General features: G+C 50.7%; 24 protein-coding genes and 1 pseudogene. 16 read left to right on the forward strand and 9 right to left on the reverse strand.

Annotation, left to right across the window (positions count from 1 at the left end):
• Positions 1–225: 225 nt before the first annotated feature.
• Positions 226–972 carry a HesA/MoeB/ThiF family protein gene (locus Q1M25_RS01180; protein WP_300480917.1) on the reverse strand — a complete coding sequence of 249 codons (747 nt, stop codon included), beginning with the start codon at positions 970–972 and terminating at the stop codon, positions 226–228.
• A gap of 49 nt (positions 973–1,021) precedes the next feature.
• Positions 1,022–1,486: a cyclic pyranopterin monophosphate synthase MoaC gene (locus tag Q1M25_RS01185; RefSeq protein ID WP_300480834.1), complete on the reverse strand. Its 465-nt coding sequence runs from the start codon at positions 1,484–1,486 to the stop codon at positions 1,022–1,024.
• Positions 1,487–1,673: 187 nt separating this feature from the next.
• On the opposite strand from Q1M25_RS01185, the gene ppc reads away from it, so the two are divergent.
• From ppc to tyrS, 4 genes are all read left to right on the forward strand, one after another.
• The gene (gene ppc, locus Q1M25_RS01190; protein WP_300480837.1) at positions 1,674–4,376 is read left to right on the forward strand and encodes a phosphoenolpyruvate carboxylase; all 2,703 of its coding nucleotides are present in this window, start codon (positions 1,674–1,676) and stop codon (positions 4,374–4,376) included.
• A gap of 140 nt (positions 4,377–4,516) precedes the next feature.
• Entirely contained in the window at positions 4,517–5,608 is a 1,092-nt protein-coding gene (gene ychF, locus Q1M25_RS01195) for a redox-regulated ATPase YchF (protein ID WP_049330669.1), read from the forward strand.
• Positions 5,609–6,091: 483 nt separating this feature from the next.
• A complete protein-coding gene (locus Q1M25_RS01200; protein WP_300480841.1) occupies positions 6,092–7,951 on the forward strand; it encodes an acyltransferase family protein in 1,860 nt (619 codons plus the stop codon).
• Positions 7,952–8,026: 75 nt separating this feature from the next.
• On the forward strand, positions 8,027–9,322 hold the full coding sequence (gene tyrS, locus Q1M25_RS01205; RefSeq protein ID WP_300480844.1) for a tyrosine--tRNA ligase: 1,296 nt from the start codon (positions 8,027–8,029) through the stop codon (positions 9,320–9,322).
• A gap of 172 nt (positions 9,323–9,494) precedes the next feature.
• Here tyrS and hslO read toward each other — a convergent pair whose 3' ends face one another.
• Positions 9,495–10,391 (reverse strand): Hsp33 family molecular chaperone HslO, encoded by an 897-nt coding sequence (hslO, locus tag Q1M25_RS01210; protein ID WP_300480846.1) that lies wholly within the window; start codon positions 10,389–10,391, stop codon positions 9,495–9,497.
• 245 nt (positions 10,392–10,636) lie between these two features.
• Here hslO and Q1M25_RS01215 point away from each other — a divergent pair, with 245 nt between their 5' ends.
• Positions 10,637–11,266: a C40 family peptidase gene (locus Q1M25_RS01215; RefSeq protein ID WP_300480848.1), complete on the forward strand. Its 630-nt coding sequence runs from the start codon at positions 10,637–10,639 to the stop codon at positions 11,264–11,266.
• An 8-nt stretch (positions 11,267–11,274) separates the two neighbouring features.
• Entirely contained in the window at positions 11,275–11,496 is a 222-nt protein-coding gene (locus Q1M25_RS01220; protein WP_004519529.1) for a hypothetical protein, read from the forward strand.
• Between the two features lie 79 nt (positions 11,497–11,575).
• Here Q1M25_RS01220 and Q1M25_RS01225 read toward each other — a convergent pair whose 3' ends face one another.
• Together Q1M25_RS01225 and dxs are read right to left on the reverse strand one after the other, a co-directional pair.
• On the reverse strand, positions 11,576–12,976 hold the full coding sequence (locus tag Q1M25_RS01225; RefSeq protein WP_300480853.1) for an L-serine ammonia-lyase: 1,401 nt from the start codon (positions 12,974–12,976) through the stop codon (positions 11,576–11,578).
• 65 nt (positions 12,977–13,041) lie between these two features.
• A complete protein-coding gene (gene dxs / locus Q1M25_RS01230; protein ID WP_300480855.1) occupies positions 13,042–14,931 on the reverse strand; it encodes a 1-deoxy-D-xylulose-5-phosphate synthase in 1,890 nt (629 codons plus the stop codon).
• Between the two features lie 133 nt (positions 14,932–15,064).
• On the opposite strand from dxs, the gene orn reads away from it, so the two are divergent.
• The 6 genes from orn to Q1M25_RS01260 all read left to right on the forward strand — a co-directional run bounded on the left by orn (position 15,065) and on the right by Q1M25_RS01260 (position 19,875).
• Positions 15,065–15,622, forward strand: a complete 558-nt coding sequence (gene orn / locus Q1M25_RS01235; protein WP_039862353.1) for an oligoribonuclease — start codon at positions 15,065–15,067, stop codon at positions 15,620–15,622.
• Positions 15,623–15,685: 63 nt separating this feature from the next.
• Complete coding sequence (gene queD / locus Q1M25_RS01240; RefSeq protein ID WP_003748900.1) at positions 15,686–16,108, forward strand: 6-carboxytetrahydropterin synthase QueD; 423 nt, start codon at positions 15,686–15,688, stop codon at positions 16,106–16,108.
• Between the two features lie 74 nt (positions 16,109–16,182).
• Positions 16,183–16,554, forward strand: a complete 372-nt coding sequence (locus Q1M25_RS01245; RefSeq protein ID WP_300480861.1) for a DUF1304 domain-containing protein — start codon at positions 16,183–16,185, stop codon at positions 16,552–16,554.
• A gap of 106 nt (positions 16,555–16,660) precedes the next feature.
• A complete protein-coding gene (locus tag Q1M25_RS01250; RefSeq protein WP_300480864.1) occupies positions 16,661–17,296 on the forward strand; it encodes a 7-carboxy-7-deazaguanine synthase QueE in 636 nt (211 codons plus the stop codon).
• Positions 17,297–17,627: 331 nt separating this feature from the next.
• A complete protein-coding gene (locus Q1M25_RS01255) occupies positions 17,628–19,214 on the forward strand; it encodes an L-lactate permease (RefSeq protein WP_101755811.1) in 1,587 nt (528 codons plus the stop codon).
• A gap of 298 nt (positions 19,215–19,512) precedes the next feature.
• The gene (locus tag Q1M25_RS01260; RefSeq protein WP_004520408.1) at positions 19,513–19,875 is read left to right on the forward strand and encodes a hypothetical protein; all 363 of its coding nucleotides are present in this window, start codon (positions 19,513–19,515) and stop codon (positions 19,873–19,875) included.
• Positions 19,876–20,027: 152 nt separating this feature from the next.
• Here Q1M25_RS01260 and dnaN read toward each other — a convergent pair whose 3' ends face one another.
• The gene (gene dnaN / locus Q1M25_RS01265; RefSeq protein WP_300480868.1) at positions 20,028–21,131 is read right to left on the reverse strand and encodes a DNA polymerase III subunit beta; all 1,104 of its coding nucleotides are present in this window, start codon (positions 21,129–21,131) and stop codon (positions 20,028–20,030) included.
• 106 nt (positions 21,132–21,237) lie between these two features.
• Positions 21,238–22,806, reverse strand: a complete 1,569-nt coding sequence (gene dnaA, locus Q1M25_RS01270; RefSeq protein WP_150537213.1) for a chromosomal replication initiator protein DnaA — start codon at positions 22,804–22,806, stop codon at positions 21,238–21,240.
• 319 nt (positions 22,807–23,125) lie between these two features.
• Here dnaA and rpmH point away from each other — a divergent pair, with 319 nt between their 5' ends.
• From rpmH to yidC, 4 genes are all read left to right on the forward strand, one after another.
• Positions 23,126–23,260 carry a 50S ribosomal protein L34 gene (rpmH, locus tag Q1M25_RS01275; protein WP_002214728.1) on the forward strand — a complete coding sequence of 45 codons (135 nt, stop codon included), beginning with the start codon at positions 23,126–23,128 and terminating at the stop codon, positions 23,258–23,260.
• Positions 23,261–23,262: 2 nt separating this feature from the next.
• On the forward strand, positions 23,263–23,604 hold the full coding sequence (gene rnpA, locus Q1M25_RS01280; protein WP_003748912.1) for a ribonuclease P protein component: 342 nt from the start codon (positions 23,263–23,265) through the stop codon (positions 23,602–23,604).
• Positions 23,601–23,822: a membrane protein insertion efficiency factor YidD gene (gene yidD, locus Q1M25_RS01285; RefSeq protein ID WP_003682178.1), complete on the forward strand. Its 222-nt coding sequence runs from the start codon at positions 23,601–23,603 to the stop codon at positions 23,820–23,822. The genes rnpA and yidD overlap by 4 nt, the downstream gene beginning before the upstream one ends.
• 118 nt (positions 23,823–23,940) lie before the next feature.
• Entirely contained in the window at positions 23,941–25,587 is a 1,647-nt protein-coding gene (gene yidC, locus Q1M25_RS01290; protein WP_300480913.1) for a membrane protein insertase YidC, read from the forward strand.
• Positions 25,588–25,682: 95 nt separating this feature from the next.
• On the opposite strand, the gene Q1M25_RS01295 is transcribed toward yidC, so the two are convergent.
• On the reverse strand, positions 25,683–26,393 hold the full coding sequence (locus tag Q1M25_RS01295) for an SAM-dependent methyltransferase (protein ID WP_300480915.1): 711 nt from the start codon (positions 26,391–26,393) through the stop codon (positions 25,683–25,685).
• Between the two features lie 54 nt (positions 26,394–26,447).
• Positions 26,448–26,579 (reverse strand): annotated as a pseudogene (locus Q1M25_RS01300) (septum formation inhibitor Maf); the annotation flags it as partial.

Below are 26,579 nucleotides of genomic sequence, written 5' to 3' on the forward strand. Positions count from 1 at the left end.
GCAACCCAATACCACCAATAAGGCACGAATAATATTCATTAAGCCGGTTTCTCCTTATCCTTTTTCAGACGGCCTCAAAAAATTTATTAATCATTGAATCATATCGTGCCACAGGCCGTCTGAAAAGGGAAGAAACGCCTTCCTTCAAGTTTAATGAAAGATAAGTATGATTACTCTAGCGGATTGGCTTAGGCAATATTGAAACCCTTACCCTGCTTTTTGTCTTTAACGGCCGCCGCAAACCGGACAGTCGGGATTGCGTCTCACTCCGTATTGCCGCCATTGTCCGCTCAATGCATTGTAGGTAGAAAGTTTGCCGTGCGACAGCGTACCGATACCGATCAGCACTTTAAGCGCTTCGGCGGCTTGGGTCGTTCCGATAACGCCGACCAATGGCGAAAAAACGCCGAACAATGCACAAGCACCGTCGCTGGCTTGTTCGCCGTCAAACAGGCAGGCATAGCAGGGCGTATCGGGAAGATCGGGACGGTACACGGCAATTTGTCCGTCAAAGCCGACGGCCGCGGCGGAAACCAAAGGCGTGCGCGTAGCAACGGCGGCGCGGTTGACCGCCTGGCGTGTGGGATAATTGTCGGAACAATCGAGGATGATGTCGGCAGCGTTTGCCAATTCGACAAGCTTGGCCTCATCGAGAAATTCGGGAATGGCCGTAATGTGTGTTTGGCTGTTGATCAGTTTCAGACGGCCTTGCATGACCAAAGCCTTGTTTTTACCGATGTCGGCTTCGGTAAACGTGATTTGGCGTTGAAGGTTGGTTTCGTCAATGGTATCGGCATCGGCAATCGTCAGGCTGCCGATACCGGCGGCGGCAAGATACGGCAAGGCCGCCGCACCCAGCCCGCCGCAACCGATAACGAGCGCATGGGCGGCCAAGAGTTTTTCTTGGCCTTCGATACCGATTTCGTCAAGCAAGATATGGCGGCTGAACCGCAAGAGTTGTTGATCGTTCATCATAACAATAAGGCCGTCTGAAACCTAACGTTCAGACGGCCTGAGTAGTTTAGAAATTAATATTTTCGTATGCGTTGTCAAACAGGAAAGGACGGCCTTCGCTGCTGGTTTCGGATTCGAGGCGGATGCCGCTGAGCATCATATTGCGGTCAACGTCTTTCATCATGTCGTAAACACTCAAGAGCGCCAAATTGAGGCCGGTCAGGGCTTCGGTGGCAATGCTGCCGTTGCTGTTCGCTTGGACAGTCAGCATGGCCTTCAAGCAGGCCAGCTCAACGTTAATATCGAAATCAACCTGCACGCCGATGATGCGTCCGGGCAGGTGCAGCGGAATCAGGTTGGCGGTCTGTTTGATGCTCTGAATGGCGGAAACGCGGGCGATGGTCAGGATACTTGCTTTTTCGGTGGCATTCTCTATCAACACCCGTATCGCCTGCTGGCTCATGTTGATGGTGCCGACGGCGACGGCGGTGTGTTGTTCAGGAAAATCGGGCTGGTTGGGAAATTCAATCATGGGTTTCTCGCCTCTGTTTTGATGGGTAATATTTTACGGCATTTTACAGACACCGGCCACGCGGCGGATACAGACGGCCGTTTTCCAGTTTGAAATGTATCGGACGGCAGCATTGGCAGTTTACAAAAATTTGCTATACAATGGATTCAGGACAAACCCAAATTAACATTTAAATAAGAGAAAAATCATGCAACTGCATATCTTAAACAATCCAAAAGATGCCGCTCTGGCGGCGGATGCGGAATTTTTAAAACAGTCTCTTTTCAATCTGCTGCATGAGGAAGCGTCGCCTTTGGTGGTCGAAACCGTTAAGTTATTATCGACTTCAGACGACAGCGCTGCCTTGATTGAGAAGGTGTTGCCGCAATTGGACGAACAGCAAACCCACGATTTAACCCTGGCCTGCGGCCTGTTCGCACAGATTTTGAACATCGCCGAAGACGTGCACCACGAACGCCGCCGCCAAATCCACGAAGAGGCCGGACACAACAGCGCCGAAGGCAGCCTGACGGAAACCGTGCGCAAGCTCAAAGCCGGAAAAATCAACGGCAAAGCGGTGCAACAACAACTGGACAACACAGTCGTTACCGCCGTTTTGACCGCGCACCCGACCGAAGTGCAACGCCAAACCGTCTTGAGCTTCAACCGCCGCATCCGCGCGCTGCTACCGCAACGCGAACGCTGCACCAATCCTGATGCGCTGGCTCAGTTGCGCCGCGAAATCGACACAGTCCTTTTGGGCTTGTGGCAGACCAGCGAAACGCGCCGCCACAAACTCAGCGTCAACGACGAAATCAACAACGGCGTATCCATTTTCCCAATGAGCTTCTTTGAAGCCCTGCCCAAGCTCTACCGCACAATGGAACGCGATTTTCAGACGGCCTATCCAGGCGTCCGCGTTCCGAATATCCTTAAAATCGGCGGCTGGATCGGCGGCGACCGTGACGGTAACCCCTTCGTTTCTGCCGAAACCTTGCGTTTTGCGTTCAGACGGCATGCCGATGCAGTGTTCCGCTTCTATCGCGGCGAACTCGACAAACTCTACCGCGAATTGCCACTCTCCATCCGCCGCGTCAAAGTCAACGACGACGTGATGGCACTGGCCGCCCTCTCGCCTGACGAAGAAATCGCCCGCACCGAAGAACCCTACCGCCGCGCCATCGCCTACATCATGGCACGTGCCATGGGCAAGGCACGCTCACTCGGTTTGGGCATGGGCTGCAAATTCGGCTTCCTCGAGCCTTATGCCACGGTTGAAGAGTTCCTAAACGACCTGAAAAAACTGCAACGCTCGCTCCACGAAAACGGCAGCCAACTGCTGGCAGAAGGCCGTCTGGCCGACATTATCCGCAGCGTATCCGTGTTCGGCTTCCACATGATGCCGCTCGACCTGCGCCAACACGCAGGCAAACACGCCGATGTGGTTGCCGAGCTTTTCCAACACGCAGGCTTGGAAGACTACAACAGCCTGAACGAAGAGCAAAAACAAACCGCCCTGTTGCGCGAATTGAGCCATCAACGTCCGCTGTACAGCCCGTTCATCACATACAGCGACCATACCCGTCACGAACTGGCAATTTTCAACGAAGCGCGCAAAATCAAAGACGAATTTGGCGAAGATGCCGTTACACAAAGCATTATTTCCAACTGCGAACAACCCAGCGACCTGCTCGCCTTGGCATTGCTGCTGAAAGAAAGCGGCCTGTTGGTGGTGGAAAACGGCAAACCGCACAGCCGCATCAACATCGTGCCTCTGTTTGAAACCATCGAAGCGCTCGAAAATGCCTGTCCGGTCATGGAAACCATGTTCCGCCTCGACTGGTATGACGCCCTGCTCGAAAGCCGCGGCAATATCCAAGAAATCATGCTGGGCTACTCCGACTCCAACAAAGACGGCGGCTACGTTACCAGCTCATGGTGTCTGTATCAGGCAGAGTTGGGCTTGGTCGAACTCTTCAAAAAATACGATGTCCGCATGCGCCTGTTCCACGGCCGCGGCGGCAGCGTAGGTCGCGGCGGCGGCCCATCTTACCAAGCCATTTTGGCGCAACCTGCGGGCAGCGTTGCCGGACAAATCCGCATTACCGAGCAAGGCGAAGTCATTACCGCCAAATACGCCGACCCGGGCAATGCCCAACGCAACTTGGAAACCTTGGTTGCCGCGACTTTGGAAGCCAGCATCCTGCCGGACAAAAAAGACCCTGATGCCAAACTGATGCAGGATTTGTCGGACGTATCGTTCAAATACTACCGCGAACTGATTACCCACCCCGACTTCATCGACTACTTCCTGCAAACCAGCCCGATTCAGGAAATCGCCACCCTCAACCTCGGCAGCCGTCCCGCCAGCCGCAAAACCTTGGCGCGGATTCAGGACTTGCGTGCAATTCCGTGGGTATTCTCATGGATGCAAAACCGCCTCATGCTGCCGGCTTGGTACGGTTTCGGCAGCGCAGTGGAAACCTTGTGCGAAGGTAATCCCGACACACTGGCCGCCCTGCGCGAACATGCCCAAAGCAATCCGTTCTTCCAAGCCATGCTCTCCAACATGGAACAAGTAATGGCGAAAACCGACATCACCTTGGCGGAAAACTATGCCGGCTTGAGCGAATCGCCCGATAAAGCAAAAGTGATCTTCGGCATGATTAAGAAAGAATACCAACGCAGCCGCAAAGCACTGCTCGACTTGCTGCAAACCGAAGAGCTCCTGCGCGACAACCGCAGCCTCGCCCGTTCGCTTGCCTTGAGGATTCCATATTTAAACGCCCTCAACGGCCTGCAAGTCGCCATGCTCAAACGCCTGCGCAAAGAACCCGACAATCCTCATGCCCTGCTGATGGTTCACCTGACCATCAACGGCGTGGCGCAAGGTTTGCGTAATACCGGTTAAGGCAGCACGGAAAAAAGGCCGTCTGAAACAGTTTTCAGACGGCCTTTTATCATAAAACCACACCAGCATTGCAGCTGTTTTGAGTACCTCCACAATATGCTATAATCCGCCGTTAAACTTTTATCTTTTCAGGAAAAACCATGAGCTTGAAATGCGGCATCGTCGGTTTGCCCAACGTCGGCAAATCCACCCTCTTTAACGCGCTGACCCAATCGGGTATCGAAGCGGCAAACTATCCTTTCTGTACCATCGAACCCAACGTCGGCATCGTTGAAGTCCCCGATCCGCGTATGGCTGAATTGGCAAAAATCGTCAATCCGCAAAAAATGCAGCCTGCCATCGTCGAATTCGTCGACATCGCCGGTTTGGTTGCAGGTGCGAGCAAAGGCGAAGGCCTGGGCAACCAGTTCCTCGCCAACATCCGCGAAACTGACGCAATTGTTAACGTTGTACGTTGCTTTGACGATGACAACATCGTTCACGTTGCAGGCAAAGTCGATCCTATTGCCGACATCGAAACCATCGGCACCGAGTTGGCACTGGCTGACTTGGCCAGCGTCGAAAAAGCCATCGTCCGCGAAGAAAAACGCGCACGCTCAGGCGATAAAGACGCACAAAAACTGGTCGATCTGTGCAAAAAACTGCTGCCTCATTTGGACGAAGGCAAGCCTGTACGCTCCTTCGGCTTAGACGCAGAAGAACTTGCCATGCTCAAACCGCTGTTCCTGCTGACTGCCAAACCTGCCATGTACGTCGGCAACGTTTCCGAAGACGGTTTTGAAAACAACCCGCACCTCGATCGCCTGAAAGAATTGGCTGCAAAAGAAAACGCGCCGGTTGTGGCCGTTTGCGCCGCGATGGAAAGCGAAATCGCCGAATTGGAAGACGACGAAAAAGCCGAATTCCTCGCTGAAATGGGCTTGGAAGAACCGGGCCTGAACCGCCTGATTCGTGCCGGCTACGACCTCTTGGGCCTGCAAACCTACTTCACCGCCGGCGTCAAAGAAGTCCGCGCCTGGACCATCCACAAAGGCGACACAGCCCCACAAGCCGCCGGCGTGATTCACACCGACTTTGAACGCGGTTTCATCCGTGCCCAAGTTATCTCCTACGAAGATTTCATCGCTTTAGGCGGCGAAGCCAAAGCCAAAGAAGCCGGCAAAATGCGTGTGGAAGGCAAAGAATACGTCGTACAAGACGGCGATGTGATGCACTTCCTGTTTAACGTATAAACCCAGTGTAACGCTTTTTCAGACGGCCTTTTCTAAGATTAAGGCCGTCTGAATTTATTTTCAGACGGCCTCATGTCTTGAAATATCAACAAACAAGACATCATCTCCATAATAAATGCGGGCATGGCCCGTAATTTTTCTCTCTTTAAATCTCCCATTTCTTACCGACGCTTCACCTAAAAATAGCGCAAGGTTACATCATCAATAACAATACCATTGATATGACAATAAATAATTAAACAATACCGCATCGTACTGATTCATTATAAAAACAACATATTAAATATTATGTTGAAACTATCAACTGTATTCCTACTCTAATCTAATCCTATTCAAACGCATATCATCAGCAATCATTCTAAGAAGGCAAACAAACTGCCCAGTACTGACAAACGATGGCTGATCTCCGAAATGCTGCCATTCTCGGCAGGAATCACTTTTCAGACGACGCCATTAAAATAAACTTATTAAAATCAAAATATTATGAGCAAAGTTTTATCTTACCGCCCAGATATTGATACATTGCGTGCCGTTGCTGTTCTATCCGTTGTCGTTTTCCATGTTGAAAAAAACTGGCTGCCTGGCGGCTTTCTTGGTGTTGATATCTTTTTTGTCATTTCCGGCTTTCTGATCACGATGATTATCCATCGTGAAATGAACAGTGGGATTTTCTCGTTCAAAAAGTTTTACATCCGCCGTATCAAGCGGATACTGCCCGCATTTTTTACCGTATTGACGGTAACGCTGATATGCGGCTTTCTTTTATTCACCAAAGATGATTTTTCCCTTTTATGGAGAACAGCCCTGTCCACCTTGGGGTTCATCTCCAATATCTTTTTTGCAAAGGGTCAGGGCTATTTCGACCCCATACAAGAAGAAAAACCTTTGCTTCACATTTGGTCTTTATCGGTCGAAGAACAATATTATTTCGTCTTCCCGATATTGCTGTTACTGGTTGTCCGCAAAAGCTGGCGCACCCAGTTTGCCTTCCTCATCACGCTATGCGTATTCAGCATTTTGGCTTCTTTTATGCCGACTGCACTGGATAAATATTACCTACCTCATCTGCGTGCCTGCGAAATGCTGATCGGCTCGTTGACGGCAGTATGTATGCAATACCGGCAACAGCAAGCGCTGGATACCGGCAAACAATATGCGGCGGCAGGTGCATTACTTTCCATATGCGTACTGTTTGCCTGCCTGTTTACCTATACGGAAAAAACCGCCTATTTCCCGGGGCCTGCCGCCATCATTCCTTGTTTGGCCGCCGCCGCATTCATTTATTTCAATCAATTTGAACACCAGCTGAAAAAATTTTTCCAATGGAAGATTACCGTCGGCATAGGCTTGATTTCCTATTCACTGTATCTGTGGCATTGGCCTGTATTGGCTTTTATGAGATACATCGGTTCAAACAATCTGCCTTCGTATTCGACTGCGGCCGCGATTGTCTTAATGTTCGCACTCTCTCTGCTTTCTTATTATTTTGTCGAGAAGCCGTTTAAAAACTGGAAAGGCTCTTTTGCCCAATCTGTAACATGGATTTATGCCGTCCCCATGCTTGTTTTGGCCATTACGCCTTTTCTTGCCATGAAGCTCCCGTTTATGGAGCAATACGACCGTATGGGATTGGCGCGTTCCTACACTTCTTGTCACAACAATACCGACAAACAGTGTATTTGGGGCGATACCGACAAACAGCCGGAATTACTGATTCTAGGCGATTCGCATGCCGACCAATATAAAACGTTTTTTGATACCGTCGGCAAAAAAGAAAACTGGTCGGCAGCGATGGTTTCTGCGGACAGTTGTGCCTATGTAGAAGATTATGCCGCGCCCGTATTCAAGCAAAACGCCTCCTGCCGTGCCATTTATGAGTACGCCAAAGAGCATCTGCCCCAATACTCAAAAGTGCTTTTGGCCATGCGCTGGGGCAGCCAAATGCCTGAAAACAGCCACTCCCTTGCTTACGATGCCGATTTTTTCAAAAAATTCGACCTTATGTTGCAAAAACTTTCTTCGGAAAAACAAGCGGTTTACCTGATGATAGACAACCCTAATCTGTCATACAACGGCTTGCGTGCCTATATTCTGTCTTACCGCATACCGGGATTTAGTCAAAATCTTGCCATTGATGAAACAGTCACTTCAAAAGGAAATGAACGCATCAAAGAATTGGCAGAAAAATATGCCAATGTACACATTATCGATGCCACTGCCTATATTCCGGAGGATTTCAAAATCAACGGATTGCCGGTTTATTCCGATAGAGACCACATCAACCCTTACGGCGGCAGAGAACTGGCCAAACGTTTTTCTGAAAACCACACGCTTCTTCAGTAAGCCATAGCCATTCATCCGATGAAATTTGTTACAATTAGCGGTTTATAAAACTGCTAATTTTTTTGGAAGATAACAATGAGCGTCATCAAAAACCTACAATCGCGTGGCTTAATCGCGCAAACTACCGACATCGAAGCCTTAGACGCTTTGCTAAACGAACAAAAAATTTCCCTCTATTGCGGTTTTGACCCGACAGCAGACAGCCTGCATATCGGCCACTTGCTGCCTGTATTGGCATTGCGCCGTTTCCAACAAGCCGGCCATACGCCGATTGCTTTGGTGGGCGGTGCGACCGGCATGATTGGCGACCCAAGCTTTAAAGCCGCCGAACGCAGCTTGAATTCTGCCGAAACCGTTGCCGGCTGGGTAGAAAGCATCCGCAACCAACTGACCCCTTTCTTAAGCTTTAACGGCGACAACGCAGCCATTATGGCCAACAACGCCGACTGGTTCGGCAGCATGAACTGCCTCGACTTCCTGCGCGACATCGGCAAGCATTTCTCCGTCAATGCCATGCTGAACAAGGAATCCGTCAAACAGCGTATCGAGCGCGATGATGTGGGCATTTCCTTTACCGAGTTCGCCTACTCCCTGCTGCAAGGCTACGACTTTGCCGAATTGAACAAACGTCATGGCGCAGTTTTGGAAATCGGCGGTTCCGACCAATGGGGCAACATCACTGCCGGTATCGACTTGACCCGCCGTCTGCACCAAAAACAAGTATTCGGCCTGACCCTGCCTTTGGTAACCAAATCAGACGGCACCAAATTCGGCAAAACCGAAGGCGGCGCGGTATGGTTGAACGCGAAGAAAACTTCTCCGTATCAGTTCTACCAATTCTGGCTGAAAGTCGCCGATGCCGATGTATATAAATTCCTGAAATACTTTACCTTCCTATCCATCGAAGAAATCGATGCCATCGAAGCTAAAGATAAAGCCAGCGGCACCAAGCCAGAAGCGCAACGCATTCTTGCCGAGGAAATGACCCGCCTGATTCACGGCGAAGAAGCCCTTGCCGCCGCCCAACGTATTTCTGAAAGCCTGTTTGCCGAAGACCAAAGCCATCTCACCGAAAGCGACTTCGAGCAGCTGGCACTCGACGGACTGCCGACTTTTGAAGTTTCCGAGAGCCTTAACGTAGTTGAGACTTTGGTAAAAGCCGGTTTGGCATCTTCCAACAAAGAAGCGCGCGGTTTTGTAAACAGCAAAGCGGTTTTACTCAACGGCAAACCTGCTGAAGCCAACAATCCGAACCATGCCGCTGAACGCCCCGACGACGCCTACCTGCTGACCGACGAACACAAACGTTTCGGCAAATACACCATCGTCCGCCGCGGCAAACGCAACCACGCTTTGTTGGTTTGGAAATAATCTTTAAACATTAAACGCATCGTTTAAAACAATCATGCCGTCTGAAATCAGCCCACGCTTTTTTCAGACGGCATTTTCTATTGATGATATTCAGTTTTCCCAAAAAGAAAGGACAGGTTTTGCACCTGCCCTTCTATTAAGCCAATTTCCTTAAGAAACTTTTATCCCGCGCTTACTGCAAACGCTCATTTTCTTGACGGACGGCATTCACCACATCCGTGCCAAACAAAGCGTTGACATCGGTTTCATCAAACACATACTTGGTATGGCAGAAATCGCAATCGATTTGAATGCTGCCTTGTTCCGCCACCACGCCGCCGACTTCTTGACCGCCAAGCATCAACAACATATCGCTGACTTTGCCGCGGGAACAGGTGCAGGCAAATTCAATGGCTTCCGGTTCAAAAACGCGGGGCGGGGTTTCATGGTAAAGGCGGTAAAGGGCGTGATGCGCATCCAAACCGGTCAATTCTTGCGGAGTAAGCGTTTGCGCAAGCGTGGTCACATGCTCCCACGCGGCATCATCCAATTCTTCTTCCGGCAGGCGTTGCAGCAATAATGCACCTGCGGCTTGGTCGTCGGCGGCAAGCGTAATATAGGTATCGAGCTGCTCGGAACGTTTCATATAGTTGACCAGCATTTGCGCAATGCTGTCGCCTTCCAGCGGGACAACGCCTTGCCATGGGTCGGCATCTTTAGGCTGATGGGTCAACACAAACACGCTGTTTTCGCCCAACAGCGCAGTCAGGCTTTCATCATCACAGATTTCAGCGTTTTCGTCCCATCGCGCGGTAGCACGGACAGTATTTTCAGAAGTCGCTTCCACCACCAACATTTTCAGACGGCCCTGACCTTGAACTTGCACAATCAGCGTGCCTTCGTTTTTAAGGTTGGCAGACAATAAAGAACCGGCGGCCAACAATTCTCCCAATGCGCGACGGATGGCGACAGGATAATGTTTTTGGTTGACGATGTGGTGCCAAACTTTTTCGAGGCGGATGTGCATACCGCGGATAGGCATATCGTCGAAGATAAAGCGTGTACGGATATCGCTGTGATTTTGTGTCATGTCAGTCTCTGAAAATAAATCAATGAATGCCGCTTATATGGTTGCAGCGGCGGATAAATCAAGCGAAACCGCATTTAATGTTTTTCTAGTTTGTTTGGAAACAAGGGTTTAACGCAAAATAACAGCAGTTTTTTTGCCAAAAAGACGGTTTTTGAATACAATCAAGCAGATAACAAGAGAATGATACGGGATAACATCTCAGAAACCGGCAATGTGCCATGCCTTCTGAAACGGAAGTTTTTACAATGAATTTTTTACTCCGGCTCGCAGCAGTTTGGACTTCGGTCGCCATGCTCGCGAGCGTCAATTTTTCTTACGCCGATGATTTGGAAAACCTGATTACCACCCGTCAGCGTGTTTTAAACCAATTCAACGACAACGCCAACGTTTACGGCAGTACGCGTCAGGCAACCCCTGTCCATCCCACCAATACCTATCCTGCCGCAAGCAACAATACGCGCGCACCTTCGGGCAATGCAGATGAGTTAATCGGCAGCGCCATGGGCTTGCTCGGCGTAGCCTACCGCTACGGCGGCACATCAGCCTCTACCGGCTTTGACTGCAGCGGCTTCATGCAACACATCTTTAAACGCGCCATGGGCGTAAACCTGCCGCGCACCTCTGCCGAACAGGCGCAAATGGGCGTTGCCGTGAACCGTTCGGAATTGCAGCCGGGCGACATGGTCTTTTTCCGCACCATGGGCCGCGGCCGTATTTCCCACGTCGGCCTTTACATCGGCAACAACAATTTCATTCACGCGCCGAGAACGGGCAAACGTATCGAAATTACCAGCCTCGGCCACAAATATTGGAACGGAAAATACGCCTTTGCCCGCCGCGTGAAGAAAAACGATCCATCCCGTTTCTTGAATTGAGGTGCACGATGGCGATGCCGCAAATGCCCAAATGGTATGACGACGACGGTCAGATTGTTTCCTGCACCGAAAAAGTCAAAGTCATGACCGAAAACTTGAACGAACTGTACCAAATAGCGCAGGACGCATTTGAAGACGCGCTGCTGATGGGTTGCTCCGAAAAACAGTTGCGCGAATACTTCCGCGACTTAATGGCAGGACTGGAAAACCCTTATCAAAAAAACGGTTAGTTATTCGATCCATACCAAAAAGGCCGTCTGAAAGTTTTTCAGACGGCCTTTTTTATCGGGCAGATCCCCTACCCTATTGCTAACATTCCACCACGCGCACGGATACAGGGACGGCTTTTTTCTGCAAGGTAACGGCCAAGCCTGCGAGTGAGGTTTCTTTGTAGGTCGCCTTCATATCGCGGCCGGTTTGCAACATGGTTTGAATCACTTCATCAAGTGAAACTTTTTTATCTGTACCGTCTTCCAAAAGCGCGAGGGTAGCAAGCTTGAGGGCTTTTTCGGCGGCAATGCCGTTGCGCTCGATACAGGGGATTTGCACCAAGCCGCCGACAGGGTCACAGGTCAGGCCCAAGTGGTGTTCCATGGCCATTTCGGCGGCGTTTTCCACTTGTTTCGGTGTGCCGCCGATAACTTCGGCGTATGCGCCTGCCGCCATGGAACATGCTACTCCAACTTCGCCTTGGCAGCCGACATCCGCGCCGGAAATTGACGCATTGGTTTTATACAAAATACCGATGGCACCGGCAGTCAGCAGGAAATCCTCAACACGAGATTGGTTAGCGTGCGGATTAAATTTGCGGAAATAGTGTAAGACGGCAGGAATAATGCCTGCTGCGCCGTTGGTCGGTGCGGTTACGACGCGGCCGCCGGCGGCATTTTCTTCGTTGACCGCCATGGCGTACACCATCGGCCAAAGCTGAGTATTGACGATTTCGCTCTCGCGTAGGACTTTGAGTTTGGCTGCCAACTGCGGCGCGCGGCGGCGGACGTTCAAGCCGCCAGGCAGCTGCCCTTCCGCACCCAAGCCGCGCTTGATGCAGTTTTCCATCACATCAGCCACGGCAGCCACACGGCGGCGCACTTCCGCTTCATCGCAACCTACCAACGCTGCTTCATTGGCCAACACGACTTCGGAAATATTCAACTGGTTCAGACGGCATTGTGCCAGCAACTCGTCGCAGTTTTTGTAAGGATATGGCACGTCCGAATTTTCCTGCGCCTCTTGTGCAAACCCTTCGTCTGTTACGATAAAACCGCCGCCAACCGAATAATAGATCTGTTCTTTCAGCTTCAGGCCGTCTGAATGGTAGGCGATAAAGTTCAAACCGTTCGGATGCTTGGGCAACACTTTGTCGCCGCGGATATCTAAATCTTTTTCGGGATTGAAAACCATTTCGCGGCCGTTGAGCTTTAAAACGTGCTGCGTGCGGATGCGTTCCAAGCGTTGGGGGATGTCTGCAAGCGGAATATCGTGCGGCAGGCTGCCTTCCAAGCCGAGCAATAATGCGTCGAATGTGCCGTGTCCGATGCCGGTCAAAGCAAGCGAGCCGTACACTTCAATGACAATGCGCGCCACTTGTGTATCTAAGTTTTCGGCATTCAGCAAATCAGCAAAAGCGACCGCAGCCTTCATCGGGCCGACAGTGTGCGAGCTGGACGGGCCGATGCCGATTTTGAAAATATCGAAAATACTGATCATGGGGTTTTCCCTTATAGTCTGAAAAGGCCGTCTGAATATTTCAGACGGCCTGTTGTTTGTGAAACTTAAACAGCCTCTATCCAACCGGCAATGCGTTTTTCAATCGCTTCAGCACTCAAATCCAAATCGTCCAACAGTTTTTTCGGGTCGCCATGTTCGGTAACTTTGTCTTCTACACCCAACAGCAACACCGGTTTGCAGATGCCGTGTTTCGCCAACACTTCCAACACCGCGCTGCCTGCGCCGCCTTGTTCGGCATTTTCTTCGACAGTAACGATGTAGTCATGGCTTCGGGCAAGATGGACGATCAGCTCTTCATCTATCGGTTTGACAAAGCGCATATCGGCAACGGTCGCATTCAGCTTGTCGGCGGCGGTCAATGATGGGGCAACCATGCTGCCAAACGCAATAACGGCAATTTTCTCGCCTTCGCGACGGATGATGCCTTTGCCGATTTCAACGGTTTCCAGGCCGTCTGAAACGGTTGCGCCCGTGCCTGTACCGCGCGGATAACGGACGGCGGACGGCGAATTTGCCTGATAGCAGGTTGAGAGCAGCAGGCGGCATTCGTTTTCGTCGCTGGGAGCGGCAATAATCATGTTCGGCACGCAACGCAAAAAGCTCAAGTCGTATAAACCGGCATGGGTCGGGCCGTCTGCACCGACAATACCTGCGCGGTCGATGGCGAACAAAACAGGCAGGTTTTGCAAGGCAACGTCGTGTACCAACTGGTCGTAAGCGCGTTGCAGGAAAGTGGAGTAAATCGCCACGACAGGCTTGATGCCTTCGCATGCCAAACCGCCTGCAAAGGTAACGGCGTGTTGCTCGGCGATGCCGACGTCGAAATAGCGGTCGGGGAATTGCTGTTCAAACTCAACCAAGCCGCTGCCCTCGCGCATGGCAGGCGTGATGGCAACCAAACGCTCGTCCGCCGCCGCTTGGTCGCACAGCCATTGGCCGAATACTTGCGTATAAGTCGGTTTGGCCGCGGCAGGTTTGACTTCCGGCGCAGGTACTTCGCTCGGCAGCTTGGCGACAGCGTGGTATTTGACAGGGTCGTTTTCGGCGAATTTGTAGCCGTTGCCTTTTTTGGTGATGACGTGCAACAACTGAGGGCCTTTGCGGCCGCGCAAGTCTTTTAATACATCGACCAGGTTTTCAACGTTGTGGCCGTCAACCGGGCCAGTGTAACGGAAACCGAAGTTTTCAAACAAAGACAGCGACTGTTTGGCGTGTTCCGCTTCGCCTGCCAAGGTTTTGATTTTATTTTCGACTTTTTGGGCAAGCTCCATCGCGCCGGGCAATTTGTCTAATACTTTGCTTGATTGGGCTTTAATGGTGCTCAACAGGCCGTGCATATCGCGCACGACGTTGCTGGCGAGGTATTTCGGCAGCGCGCCGACATTGGGGGAAATCGACATTTCGTTGTCGTTGAGAATAACCAGCAAATCGACATCCATATCGCCTGCGCAGTTCAGGGCTTCAAACGCCTGACCCGCCGTCATGGCGCCGTCGCCGATGATGGCGACGCTGCGGCGGTTGTTGCCCAACTGTTTGTCCGCAACGGCCATGCCCAAGGCCGCGCCGATGGATGTGGAAGAATGCCCCACGCCGAACGCGTCGTATTCCGACTCGCTGCGTTTCGGAAAACCCGCCAAACCGCCGTATTGGCGCATGGTGTGCATTTGATTTTTGCGACCGGTGAGGATTTTGTGCGGATAGCTTTGATGGCCGACATCCCAGACCAAATGGTCTTCTGGCGTGTCGTACACATAATGCAGCGCCACCGTCAGCTCGACCGCGCCCAAGTTACTGGCGAAATGGCCGCCCGTCTTACCGACGGAATCCAACAGAAATTCGCGCAATTCGGCGGCGACTTGCGGCAGCTGTTTTTTCTCCAGACGGCGCAAATCCTGAGGCGTATCGATAATATCGAGCAAAGGGCTTGGGTTCATGATTTTTGGCGGTGATTTTTTGTGTAACGGACGATTATATCAAGAGATTGCACAACTTGTTACAAATGCTTTCAGACGGCCCGAACCTTTATCCTTTATAATACTGCCAACTGAAAACACAAGGCCGTCTGAAATGACCCAAAACGCAAACAATCTCTGCTGGCTCGATATGGAAATGACCGGCCTCAACCCGGAACACGACCGCATTATCGAAGTCGCCATGATCATTACCGATTCCGATTTGAACGTACTGGCGCAATCGGACGTTTACGTCATCCATCAAAGCGATGAGTTGCTTGACGGCATGGACGAGTGGAACACCGCCACCCACGGCCGCACCGGTCTGACCCAACGCGTGCGCGAATCCAAACTGACCGAAGCTGAAGTCGAGCAAAACCTGTTGGACTTCATGTCCGCATGGATACCCGAGAAATCCACGCCCATGTGCGGCAACTCCATCCATCAAGACCGCCGCTTCATGGTCAAATACATGCCGCGTTTGGAAGCCTATTTCCACTACCGCAACTTAGACGTGTCCACGCTGAAAGAATTGGCCAAACGCTGGAATCCGGCCGTCGCCAAAAGCGTGGTCAAACGCGGTTCGCACAAGGCATTGGACGACATCCTCGAAAGCATCGAAGAAATGCGCCATTATCGCGAGCATTTCCTCAAACTCCCTTCCGAACAATAATCCCAAGGCCGTCTGAAACAGGTTTTACACCGTTCAGACGGCCTCATCGGCTTCCCTCATCTCATGAAAATCACCAAAATCTTTACCTTCGATTCCTCGCACATGCTCGACGGGCATGACGGCAAATGCCAAAACCTGCACGGCCACACCTACAAACTCGAAATCACCGTCTCCGCGCCCGTTATCCAAGGCGGCGCAAAAGACGGCATGGTGATGGACTTTACCGACCTGAAAGCCATTGTCAAACAACACATCACCGACCCGTTCGACCATGCCTTCATCTATCACGGCAACAACGAACGCGAAAGCCAAATTGCCGCGCTTTTGGAAGGCTGGAACATGAAAACCCTGCGCCTGCCCTGCCGCACCACCGCAGAAAACATGAGCGTAGAAATGTATGGCCGTCTGAAAAACGCCGGTGTCAAAGTGTGCAGCGTGAAATTATGGGAAACGCCGACTTCGTGTGCGGAATATGAAGGGGAATAAACTGCTGTCCTCTATTTTTCAGACGTCCTGTTCCCATCAATACCTCATACACTAAACATCAATAAGGAATCTTTATGAAACTCCTCTCCACCCTCCTCGTCCTATTCGTCGCTGTAGAACACTTCTACATCGCCTGGCTCGAAATGACGCAAATCCCAAGCGAAAAAGCATCGGAACTGTTCAACATGCCTTACGAATTTATGGAACAAAAACGTGTGCAAACCCTGTTTTCCAACCAAGGCCTGTACAACGGCTTCCTCGCTATCGGCTTGGTATGGGCGCGCTTTGCCGCACCCGACAACGCGGTTTACGGCGCGACCATCCTGTTCCTCGGCTTCGTCCTCATCGCCGCCGCATGGGGCGCATTTTCGTCCGGCAACAAAGGCATTTTGCTCAAACAAGGCTTGCCGGCATTTTTGGCCGCTGCAGCCGTCATTAACGCTTAAACACACCAGCCATTCTTTCCCCTCGAACTAACAGAAAGAATGGCTGCCTCAACCGATTTCTCAAAACGCTTCACCACAACAATTAAATCCCGCACACCCGACATTCATGACCATTCAAATCACACCAAACAATCCCCAATACCGCATTGTCGAAATCTTTGAAAGCCTGCAAGGCGAAGGCTGGAATACAGGCATGCCCGCCGTTTTCATCCGTTTGGGCAAATGCAATCTCGCGTGCAGCTGGTGCGATACCGACTACCTCAAATTCGGCATGATGAGCCTGTCCGATATTTTAGGCCGTCTGAAAACCTACACGGCGCGCAACATCATCATTACTGGCGGCGAACCCACCATCCAACCGCATTTGGATACCCTGCTCAATGCACTCAAAGCCGAAGGCTATTTTCTGTGTATAGAAACCAACGGCCTCAACCCCGCGCCGCCGCAAATCGACTACGTTGCCACCAGCCCTAAAGCCTGTTACGCCGCCAAATATGAAAAAAGCTGTATCGAGAAAGCAGACGAAGTGCGCATTGTTGCCGACGGCGATGTTGTTGCGTTTTGCCAAGAGATGGAACGCAAAATCCGCGCCCATCATTACTATCTCTCACCTTGCGAACAAGACGGCGCAATGAATATCTACGACACCATCCGCCAAATCGGCGTATTAAACAGCCGATCCGATGCCCCCGTCCATTGGCAACTGAGCGTACAAACGCATAAATGGGCAGGAATAGAATAATTCGTTTGAAATCAATTAAAAACAAAACCTTTACAAAATATTGAATGTAAATACCATTCCATATTCGACCAAATGCACTACTGGCAATACTCTCAGGCCGTCTGAAACCCTATTTCAGACGGCCTTTTTTGTTACAAACCTCTTGACCGATTACATAAGATTACGTAAAGTGTGCAACAGTTTTCATAAATTGGTAAAACCAATTTACCTGATAACTGATTGCATCTAAAAAGGTGGCAATCCTTATTCGAAAAACATCTATTACTCAACACATCGCATCAAACCGCCATTGATTGACGGTTATGGTGCCCGTTGCCCCGAGGATAATCCCATGGCTCTCTTTCTCAGTATTTTTCCCATCGTGCTGCTGATCTGGCTGATGGTTAAGAAAAACAGTATGCCGTCCTACGTCGCGCTGCCGATTACCGCCGCGCTGATTTATGCCATCAAACTGTTTTATTTCGGCGACAACGCCATGTTGCTCAACGCAACGGCAGCGTCAGGCCTCGTCTCTACCCTGACCCCGATTACCGTGATTTTCGGTGCCATTATGTTCAACCGCATGATGGAAACCACCGGCTGTATCGACGTCATCCGCAAATGGCTGGCTACCATCAGCCCGAATCCGATTGCCCAGTTGATGATCATCGGCTGGTCTTTCGCCTTTATGATTGAAGGTGCATCCGGTTTCGGTACGCCTGCCGCCATTGCCGCGCCAATCCTGATGAGCTTGGGCTTCAACCCATTAAAAGTAGCCATCTTCGCTTTGGTGATGAACTCCGTGCCCGTTTCCTTCGGTGCAGTAGGTACCCCGACTTGGTTCGGCTTCGCACCTTTGGGCTTGGATCAAAAGAGCATTATGGAAATCGGTATGCAAACCGGCGTAATGCACTTCTTTGCAGGTTTTATCATCCCTGTTATCGGTTTGAGCTTCATTGTACCTTGGGCTGAAATCCGCAAAAACTTGGGCTTCATCGGCATCGCCGTATTCTCCTGTACCCTTCCTTATGTTGCATTGGCGATGGTCAATGAAGAATTCCCATCTCTGGTTGCCGGCGCAATCGGCCTGATGGTGTCCGTATTCGCAGCAAACCGCGGCTGGGGCTTAAGCAAAGATTACGCCAAAGACCCGAATGCAGAAAAAGTACCTTTCGCACAAGTTGCCAAAGCACTGGCTCCTTTGGGTATGCTGATCGGCATGCTGGTGGTCACCCGTATCAAACAGTTGGGCATCAAAGGTCTGCTGACCAGCAAAGAAGAATGGTTCAGCTTCCAACTGCCGTTTGATTTGTCCAAAATCACCGTCAGCGACTCCCTGACCATCACCTTCGGCAATATCTTCGGCCAAGGCGTAAACGCTTCCTATCAAACCCTCTACGTTCCGGCTTGGATTCCGTTTGTCTTCACCGTTTGGATTTGCATCCTGCTGTACAAAACTAAATTCAAAGATGCATGGTCTTTCTACGCTGCAACCTTCAACCAAACCAAAAAACCTCTGCTTGCCCTGATGGGTGCGCTGATTATGGTTCAACTGATGATGGTTGGCGGCGATGACTCCATGGTGAAAATCATCGGTAAAGAATTTGCCGCGATGGCAGGCGAACACTGGGTGTACTTCTCCCCATACCTTGGCGCAATCGGTGCATTCTTCTCCGGCTCCAACACTGTATCCAACCTGACCTTTGGTCCGATTCAACAACAAATCGCGCTTGATACCGGCCTGTCCGTTACCCTCATCCTCGCCCTACAATCTGTCGGCGGTGCAATGGGCAACATGGTCTGCATCAACAACATCATCGCCGTGTGCAGCGTGTTGAACGTGAACAACGCCGAAGGTGCGATCATCAAGAAAACTGTCATCCCAATGACCATCTACGGCATCATCGCCGTGACTGTGGCTGCAATTTTCTTCTTGTAAACCGCTTCATATCAAAGGCCGTCTGAACATTCAGACGGCCTTTTTTTGTATTCTTTCGCTATATTTCTTAAAGAATCATTAATGTATATATTCCGCAACAACCCACATAACTACTTTGCAACACCAAATCACAAACAACTTTCTATTAATAAACAATCGGGTAATCATAAGTAAACACTGTTTTGCAATTTACCTAATTGCCACTACCGACAAAACGCCTAAAATACGCTTCATCTGCAAACGGAAACCCTTTCTCACTTTGCAAGATAACACACAACCCTCATATGGAGCTTAGATCATGAAATTACTTTCTGTTATCACTGCAGCCGCATTGGCTACTGTTTCCTTCTCTGCTGCCGCTGCACCTGCCGGCTTCGTTTCTTACCGTTGTGACGGTGGCAAATCACTGAACGTGATGTACGGCTTTGACCGTAGCGGCCGTGCAGTTACTGCTGACGTAAACGCCGGTGGCAAAAAAGCCTCTTTGGTTGTCGACAAAAAACGTTCTGACAGCACTGGCACTACTTTCACCAACCGTAAAGGCTATGTAATGTCTGCCGGTTTCATCGACAAAAACACCCACACTACTTCTGAAGTAGTTGGCGTGAACGCCCCTAACGGCTCATTCCTGGTGAAAAACTGCGAACCACGTCCACGTTAATCCCAGTTTTCCTATTTAACCGAATCATCCCGGTTTGATAGAAAGGCCGTCTGAAAAACAATTTTCAGACGGCCTTTTGATTCAAGCCTATAAAAAGAGCGTGTACCGTACACGCTCTTTTTGTTTGTTCACATACTAATTAAATACGCTAATTAAATACGCATCGGCATCACGATGTATTTGAAATTCGGATTGTTCGGCACGGTAAACAGCGTTGAACGGTTGGCATCGCCGAAAGCAAGCTGCATATCGTCGGAGTGGATGTTACGCAACACATCCATCAGATAGCCGATGTTGAAACCGACTTCGAGCTCTCCGCCTTGGTAAGCGATTTCCAGCTCTTCGCGCGCTTCTTCCTGCTCGTTGTTGCTACATACGACACTCAGCAAACCTGGCTGCAAGAACAGTCGTGCGCCGCGGAATTTTTCATTGGCAAGAATGGCGGCACGCTCGAGCGCACCCAAAAGCTGGGTACGGGATACGAGGAAAATCTTGTCGTTATCCAGAGGAATCACGCGGTTAAAGTCGGGGAACTTGCCGTCGATGACTTTGCTGACAATGGTTGTGCCATTGCATTGGAAGCGTACTTGATTGTCCAAAAGCTCAACGGTGATGGACTCGGACGGATTGTTCAGCAGCTTGAAGAGTTCCAATACCGTTTTGCGCGGCAGGATTACTTCCGTTTTCGGCAGTTCCGCTTCAATTTGGCTGGCCGCATAAGCAAGGCGGTGGCCGTCGGTTGCAACAAGGCGCAGTTGGTTGCCTTCAACCTGCATCAGCAAGCCGTTGAGGTAATAGCGGATATCTTGAACCGCCATGCTGTATTGCACTTGCGAAAGCATGGTTTTGAAGGTTTCTTGAGTCAGCGAGAAAGTCGCGCTCACATCGCTGCCGACGTTCATCAACGGAAAGTCTTCTGCAGGCAGGGTTTGCAGGGCAAAACGGGATTTTCCCGCGCGCAAAGTCAAACGGTTGTCCGCCCAATCCAGTGACACCAACGCACTGTCAGGCAGGGCGCGCAAAATGTCTTGGAATTTTTTAGCGTTGGTCGTAATGCGGAAATCGCCTGCCTGACTTTCAGGGCCGGCGGTATTGATTTGGATTTCCAAGTCGGTTGCCAAAAGTTTGGTTTGTCCGTCTTTGCGTTCCAGCAACACATTGGACAAAATCGGCAGAGTATGGCGACGTTCGACAATACCGGTAACGGCTTGCAACGGCTTGAGCAGACTGTCGCGATCGGCTTGTAAAATCAGCATGTTCCATTCCTTTGAATTTGAAATCGGTTGATTTGGGTATTTTAAAATATTTTTTGTATTCAGACGGCCTCACATTGACATCATGCCGTCTGAATATTGCATTGGGTCAGTTCTGAATCAAAATCAGCAGTTTTTCGTAGTCTTGCGCCAATTCGGGATCTTCTTCGCGCAGTTTCGCCACCGCTTTGACGCCGTGCATCACAGTCGTGTGGTCGCGGCCGCCAAAGGCATCGCCGATAGAAGGCAGGCTGAGCGTGGTCAGCTCTTTGGTCAGGCTCATGGCAACTTGGCGCGGACGGGCGATGTTGCGCGTACGTTTTTTGCCTAATATATCGCTGATTTTAATACGGTAGTATTTGGCTGTCGCATCGATGATGATGTCGGCGGTAATGACTTTGTGTTTTTCGGCAATAATATCCTGTAAAGCCGTACGCGCCAAATCCATGTCGATGACAGGACGGTTCATAAAACGGCTGCTGGCGCTGACACGGTTGAACGCGCCTTCCAGCTCACGCACATTGGAGCGGATCAGATTGGCGATAAACAGAGCGGCTTCGTCTTCGATACTGATGCCGGCTGCTTCTGCCTTTTTCTGCAAAATCGCCACGCGCATTTCCAATTCGGGCGGTTCGAGTTCCAAAGTCAAGCCCCATGAGAAACGGGACTTGAGACGGTCGTCCATACCCTCGATTTTGGCAGGCAATACGTCGCACGTCAGGATCAGTTGTTTTTTCTCATTGTGGAAATGGTTGTACAGATAGAAGAACTCTTCCATCGTACGGTCTTTGCCTTTAATGAACTGAATATCGTCGATAATCAGCAGGTCATATTGTTTGTATTGTTGCTTGAACACATCGTAAGTGTTGTTGCGCACAGCCTTCATAAAGCTGCGGATATAGTCGTCCGAGTGCATATAGCGCACTTTGGCATCAGGACGGTTTTTCAGCAATTCGTTGCCAATGGCCTGCACCAAGTGGGTTTTACCCAAACCGGTACTGCCGTATAAGAAAAACGGGTTGTAGCCCTGCCCCGGATTTTCAGCAATCGCTTGGGCAGCTGCGGCGGCAAGGCGGTTGCCCTTACCTTCCACCAAGGTTTCAAATGTATAGTCGCGCGACAGATTGGTCTGTTCGTAGCGCGCTTCTTCCGCATCGTGTTGCGCGTCGGCTTTAGCTTTGGCAACTGCTTTAGACTCAGCCGGAGCGGCAGTTTGCACTTGAGGCTCATGCGGCAGGTTTTTCATGCGTTGCGCCAAAATCTCGGCAGCCGTCATGGTAGTGGCAGGCTTGGAAACTGTTTCAGACGGCCTATCTTCTTCCACTGCCGCAGCAGTTTGCAAAGGCATTTGAACAGGCTCTACAAATTCTTCAACTTCAATGACTTCTTGCACCTGCACCGGCGCAACAACCTGAGCCGCCATTTCATAATGCGTACCTACGCCCGGCTTAAACGCAAACGCAGCCTGCTGAGGCACCAATTCGGCACGCACGGCGTCAATTTTGGCGGCAAACTGGCTTTTGAGCATATTGCAGGCAAATTGGTTTTTACCATACACCACCCATACGCCGTTTTCTTCGCCCACGGTCAAAGGCGCAATCCATTGCGCAAACTGCCCGGCAGGCAACATTTCGTGAAGGCGGCAAAGGCACAGCGGCCAAAATTCAGCTAACGTCATGAGATTAAGCTCGGAAAATGGAAGATTTGGGAAATACAAGAAGGCAGAGCAGACAGGCAATCCGATAAAAATCAAATTTTTACAATACTCCCGCTGCTTTCAGACGGCCTTGCGCACAGAGAAAAGCAAGGTTGGGCGATTATACCCATTCCGCTCTTTTTTATCCACAACCGCCGCAAAATTTTATCCACAAATTCTATCAATGCATAAAACCCGTTGTCACACTTTAGCCAACGAAAAGTTTTTATATTGATTGACAAAAGCGGCAAATTAGAGTGTAATTCACGGTTTAATTATCTACCAATTTTTAGGAAACATCATGAAACGCACTTATCAACCTTCCGTTACCAAACGCAAACGCACCCACGGCTTCTTGGTTCGCTCCAAAACCCGCGGTGGTCGCGCAGTATTGGCTGCCCGTCGCGCTAAAGGCCGCAAACGCCTGGCTGTATAATTTTGAATTACGGCTTCTCGAAGCAGTATCGCTTATTAAAAACGGATGATTTTTCATCCGTTTTTGCGTTGAAAAACCGACGCAGCCGCGATTTGCTGCAAGTCTCCCAGTCCGCAGACAACGCGCTCGGCCATCCGCGCCTTGGTTTGGTCGTCAGCAAAAAGACCGCCAAACGCGCCCATGACCGCAATTATATGAAGCGCGTCATCCGCGACTGGTTCAGGCTGAATCAACACCAGCTGCCGCCGCATGATTTTGTTGTGCGCGTACGTCAGGCGTTTAATCGGGAAACTGCCCCGGAAGCCCGAAACCAACTTGCCCAGCTGATGAAAAAACGCCGATGAACACCCTGCTTTCCAAGCTCCTCCTTGCACTCATCCGCTTTTACCAATACTGCATCAGCCCCCTCATTCCGCCGCGCTGCCGCTACACCCCGACCTGTTCACAATACGCAGTCGAAGCCGTCAAAAAATACGGCGCATTCAAAGGCGGATGGCTGGCCATCAAACGCATCGCACGATGCCATCCTTTCGGTGGACACGGACATGACCCTGTTCCATAATGCTGCTGTCAACCATTTAAAGAACACGATTTCCTTTAATTTCCCGTCGGTTTCTATATAATGCCGTCTGAAGCAGTTTTCATCTCGATTACCTATCCGTCAATTCCAGGAATCTCTTATGGATTTTAAAAGACTAATGGCGTTTTTTGCCATTTCAGTGGCAATTTTTGCCGGCTGGGAACATTTTTTCCCCAGCCCCAAACCTAATCCGGCGCAACAAGCCACGCAACAGCAAACGGCCACGGCTCCGGCAAAAGCCGCTGCCGAAGCCGCGCTTGCCCCGGCTTCTCCCATTACCGTTACCACGGACACAGTTAAAGCCGTCATTGACGAAAAAAGCGGCGACCTGCGCCAGCTGACCCTCTTGCAATACAAAGCAACCGGTGACGAACACAAACCTTTCGTCCTGTTTAACGACGGCAAAGAATACACCTACGTTGCCCAATCCGAGCTTTTGGACGCACAAGGCAACAACGTTCTGAAAGGCATCAGCTTTACCGCTCCGCAAAAACAATACAGTTTGGAAGGCGACAAAGTTGAAGTCCGCCTGAGCGCACCTGAAACCAACGGCCTGAAAATCGACAAAGTTTATACTTTTACCAAAGGCAGCTACTTGGTTAACGTCCGCTTTGACATTACCAACAGCAACGGCCAACCTGTCAACCTGAGCGCAGACTACCGCATCGTTCGCGACCACAGCGAACCTGAAGGCCAAGGCTACTTCACCCGCTCTTACGTCGGCCCGGTGGTTTACACCCCTGAAGGTGGCTTCCAAAAAGTCAGCTTCTCCGATTTGGACGACGATGCCAAATCCGGCAAATCCGAAGCCGAATACATCCGCAAAACGCCGACCGGCTGGCTTGGTATGATTGAACACCACTTCATGTCCACTTGGATTTTGCAGCCTAAAGACGGCCAAAGCGTATGCACCGCAGGCGACTGCCGTATCGACATCAAACGCCGCAACGACAACCTGTACAGCGCAAGCGTCAGCGTGCCTTTAGCCGCCATCCAAGCCGGCGCAAAAGCTGAAACCGCCATCAACCTGTATGCCGGTCCGCAAACCACTTCCGTTATCGCCAACATTGCCGACAAACTACAACTGGCCAAAGACTACGGCAAAGTACACTGGTTTGCCTCCCCGCTCTTCTGGCTCTTGAACCAACTGCACAACATCATCGGCAACTGGGGCTGGGCAATCATCGTTTTGACCATCATCGTCAAAGCCGTCCTGTACCCATTGACCAACGCCTCTTACCGCTCTATGGCAAAAATGCGTGCCGCTGCACCTAAATTGCAAGCCATCAAAGAGAAATACGGCGATGACCGCATGGCGCAACAACAAGCCATGATGCAGCTTTACAAAGACGAGAAAATCAATCCGCTGGGCGGCTGTCTGCCTATGCTGTTGCAAATCCCCGTCTTCATCGGTCTGTACTGGGCATTGTTCGCCTCCGTAGAATTGCGCCAAGCGCCTTGGTTGGGTTGGATTACCGACTTGAGCCGTCCGGATCCTTTCTACATCCTGCCTTTGATTATGGCGGCAACCATGTTTGCACAGACTTATCTGAATCCGCCGTCAACCGACCCAATGCAGGCGAAAATGATGAAAGTCATGCCTTTGATTTTCTCCATCATGTTCTTCTTCTTCCCTGCCGGCTTGGTTCTGTACTGGGTAGTCAACAACCTCTTGACCATCGCCCAACAATGGCACATCAACCGCAGCATCGAAAAACAACGCGCCCAAGGCGAAGTCGTTTCTTGATAAAAGCTTAGGCAACACAAAGGCCGTCTGTTGTTCAGACGGCCTTTTTCTATTTCCCCAAACAAATACAGTTTGAGATTGAATCCAATCCAGTTTTAAGCAGCATGCAACACAAAAATCGTCGGGCGTTTTTTCAAATTCGGCATTTCTTTTCTTTTCCGCCACTGCGCAATCGTCTGGCTGATGATTTCCTGTGTCGGTAAGGTTAAGTCCGTGGCCACGCATAATCGCGTTTCAGGATGCAGGTTTTCCACCGCATCAGCCAACAACGCATCGTTGCGATACGGCGTTTCGATAAACAGCTGCGTTTCATTCTGCTGGCGCGAACGTTGCTCCAAAGCCTTCAAACGCTGAATCCGCTCGTTTTTTTCAGACGGCAGATAACCCTTAAACGCAAAGTTTTGCCCATTCGCACCCGAAGCCATCAGCGCCAGCAACAAGCTGGACGGGCCGACCAAAGGCCGTACTTCAAAACCGTGTTTATGCGCCAACGCCACCAAATTCGCGCCCGGATCGGCAACAGCCGGGCAACCCGCCTCGCTGACAATACCCATACTGCGCCCTTCTTGCAAAGGTTTCAGCAATTCCGGCAAAGTCTTCAAATCCGTGTGTTCATTCAGCGTTTGCAGATTCAGCTCGCGGATAGGCGTAGTTACGCCCAAATGTTTCAAATGCGCGCGCGCTGTTTTTTCCGCTTCCACGACAAAATCCGTCAGCCCGACAATCGCCTGTTGTTCATGCGGCAACAGGCATGGCGTATCAGGTACACCCAAAGGGGTAGGAATCAAATACAAAATCGGTTTCATTCTTGCAGCTCCAAAAAATCTCAGGCCGTCTGAACACATTCAGACGGCCTCAAACTATAAAACTTCCACACCTTCGTTTTTCAAAAAATCAATCAGACGGAAAATCGGAAGGCCGATCAAAGCATTCGGGTCCGTACTTTCAATCCGCTCCAACAAAGCAGCGCCCAAACCCTCGCTCTTCGCCGC

It is taken from the genome of uncultured Neisseria sp., assembly GCF_951230505.1.
Classification (GTDB): Bacteria; Pseudomonadota; Gammaproteobacteria; order Burkholderiales; family Neisseriaceae; genus Neisseria.